Below are 2,981 nucleotides of genomic sequence, written 5' to 3' on the forward strand. Positions count from 1 at the left end.
CCTAGGCGAACGCCGACAGGCCGGTCAGCTCGCGGCCGATCGTGAGCTGGTGGATCTCGGCCGTGCCCTCGTACGTCAGCACGGACTCGAGGTTGTTGGCGTGCCGCATGACGGAGTACTCGCCCGAGATGCCGTTGGCGCCGAGGATCGTCCGCGCCGTGCGGGCGATGTCGAGCGCGACCCGGGTGTTGTTGAGCTTGCCGGCGCTGACCTGTGCGGGGGTCAGCCGGCCGGCCTCCTTGAGGCGGCCGAGGTGCACGCTCAGCAGCAACGCCGTGCCGTGCGCGACGCTCATGTCGGCAAGCTTGCCCTGCGTGAGCTGGAAGGCGCCGATCGGCTTGTCGAACTGCGTGCGGGTCGTGGCGTAGTCGATCGCCGTCTCGAGGCACGACCGCGCCGCGCCCGTCGTGCCGAAGACGATGCCGAACCGGGCCTCGTTGAGCGCGCCGAGCGGCCCGCGCAGGCCCTCGGCCCCCGGCAGCAGCGCGGCGGCCGGCAGGCGCATGTCCTCGAACGTCAGCTCGCTGGTGACCGATGCCCGCATCGACATCTTGTGCTTGATGGCGCGGCCGGAGAAGCCAGGCGTGTCGGTCGGCACGACGAAGCCCCGGATGCCGTCATCGGTCTGCGCCCACACCACGACGACGTCGGCGACGCTGCCGTTGGTGATCCACATCTTCGACCCGTTGAGCACCCAGTCGTCACCATCGCGCTTGGCGCGCGTACGCATGCCGTTGGGGTTCGATCCGTGGTCGGGCTCCGTCAGGCCGAACGCGCCGACGTAGTCGCCCGCTGCCATGCCGGGCAGCCACTGCTCCTTCTGCTCCTCGGAGCCGTACGCGTGGATCGAGTACATCGCGAGCGAGCCCTGCACCGAGAACAGTGAGCGCAGTCCGCTGTCGATCGCCTCGAGCTCGATGCTCGCGAGGCCGTACGCCGTCGGGCCCACGCCGGCGCAGCCGTAGCCGGTCAGATGCATGCCGAGCAGGCCGGCACCGCCCATCTGCTTGGCGATGTCGCGGGCCGGCAGCTCGCCGGTCTCGGCCCATTCGGCGACGTGCGGCGCGAGCTTGTCCTGGGCGAATCTGCGGGCCGTGTCGCGGATGGCCCGCTCCTCCTCGGTCAGCAGGTGGTCGACGTCGAGCAGGTCATGACGGGTCTCCATGGATCCACCTTCTCAGAGCAGGGTGTCGGTCGGTCAGGGGCCATGGCAGCGGCCAGGGGTGTGCCTAGGAGTCGAGCTTGCGGCCGGCCCACGACCAGGCGTACCCCTCGTCCTCGGCGGCGAGCCCGCCCTCGCCGAGCTCGAGCGGCCGGAACGTGTCGACCATGACCGCGAGCTCGTCGAACGCCTCGACGCCGAGGCTCGCCTCGATCGCGCTGGGCTGCGGCCCGTGGGCGTACCCGCCGGGGTGCAGCGAGATCGAGCCGATGCCGATCCCCGAGCCCTTGCGCGCCTCGTAGTCGCCGTCGACGTAGAACATGACCTCGTCGGAGTCGACGTTGGAGTGGAAGTACGGCACCGGGATCGCGAGCGGGTGGTAGTCGACCTTGCGGGGCACGAAGTTGCAGACCACGAAGTTCTGGCCCTCGAACACCTGGTGCACCGGCGGCGGCTGGTGCACGCGGCCGGTGATGGGCTCGTAGTCCGAGACGTTGAACGTGTAGGGGTAGAGGCAGCCGTCCCAGCCGACCACGTCGAAGGGATGCGTGTCGTACGTCATCCGGGTGCCGACGACCCCGCCGGGACCCGAGCCGCGGTGCTTGACCATGACCTCGACGTCCGTGCCCTCCTCGAGCAGTGGCTCCTCAGGCCCGTGCAGGTCGCGCTCGCAGTAGGGCGCGTGCTCGAGCAGCTGGCCGTAGCGCGACAGGTAGCGCCTGGGCGGCGCGATGTGGCTGTTGGACTCGATCGCGTACGCCTTGACAGTGCCGTCGGGCAGCCAGCGATGCGTCGTGGAGCGGGGGATGATGACGTAGTCGCCGGTGCGGAACGACAGCGCGCCGAACATCGTCTCGACGACACCGGAGCCGGACTCGACGAACACGCACTCGTCGCCGATCGCGTTGCGGTAGAGCGGCGAGGGTGCGCTGCCCACGGCGTACGCGATGCGGACATCGCCGTTGCCGAGCACGAGGCGGCGGCCGGTCACCAGGTCGAGCGTCGTCGGGTCGGTGTCGGCGAACAGCTTCGGCAGGCGCAGGTGGCGCGGCTTGAGCGGGTGGTTGGCGGTCGTGGAGTGATCGGGGAGGTCCCAGATCTCCGACGCGACGATCGCCGAGGGGACGCCGAGGTGGTAGAGCAGCGACGAGTCGCTCGAGAACCCCTCCTCGCCCATGAGCTCCTCGCGGTGCAGCGCGCCGGCGTCCGTACGGAACTGGGTATGCCGCTTGGGTGGGATGCTTCCGACGCTGCGGTAGTGGGCCACGAGACTCTCCTGTGTCCGGATAGCGGATGAAGGTATCCGATAAAAACACCATGCGATACCGTGGTGACTGTGTCAACCCTGTTCGATCGCCTGGTCGACGACGCCGCGATCTTCCCGCCCGGCAACGCGCCGCTCGACGCCGCGATCCGTGACCACGAGCGCCACCGCGGCAGCGCGTACGCCTCGTTGATCGGGCCACTGCTGGTCCGCGATGCCGACGTCTCCCGCCTGCCGGCGCTCGCCAAGGTTCCGCTGCAGATCGGGGTGATCGCGACGGCCGGGCCGCTCGGGCTCGAGCAGGCCGTCGCCACGCTGCACGACTTCCCGCACATCACGGTGGCAGGGTTCGAGATCCCGCTGCCGCCTGGCGACCTGGTGGCGGAGACCGCGAACCTGCTGTCCGAGCTGGCGGTGCTCCACGGGATCACGGTGTCGGTCGAGCTGCCGAGGCCCGGTGCCTACGTGCCCGACGCGTGGCTCGCCGCGGTCGACGAGATCGCCGCTGCCGGCTTCCAGGCCAAGTTCCGCACCGGCGGCGTCGAGGCCTCCGCG

General features: G+C 70.0%; 2 protein-coding genes and 1 pseudogene. 1 reads left to right on the top strand and 2 read right to left on the bottom strand.

The genetic code is table 11. From position 1 onward, the window contains the following. Position 1: 1 nt before the first annotated feature. Both V6M46_RS08285 and V6M46_RS08290 read right to left on the bottom strand, forming a co-directional pair. A complete protein-coding gene (locus V6M46_RS08285) occupies positions 2–1,165 on the bottom strand; it encodes an acyl-CoA dehydrogenase family protein (RefSeq protein WP_332663669.1) in 1,164 nt (387 codons plus the stop codon). A gap of 64 nt (positions 1,166–1,229) precedes the next feature. After that, positions 1,230–2,429 carry a homogentisate 1,2-dioxygenase gene (locus V6M46_RS08290; RefSeq protein WP_332663671.1) on the bottom strand — a complete coding sequence of 400 codons (1,200 nt, stop codon included), beginning with the start codon at positions 2,427–2,429 and terminating at the stop codon, positions 1,230–1,232. 69 nt (positions 2,430–2,498) lie between these two features. Between V6M46_RS08290 and V6M46_RS08295 the strand changes: the two are divergent. Beyond that, a pseudogene (locus tag V6M46_RS08295) lies at positions 2,499–2,981 on the top strand (hypothetical protein); the annotation flags it as partial.

It is taken from the genome of Aeromicrobium sp., assembly GCF_036676885.1.
Classification (GTDB): domain Bacteria; phylum Actinomycetota; class Actinomycetes; order Propionibacteriales; family Nocardioidaceae; genus Aeromicrobium.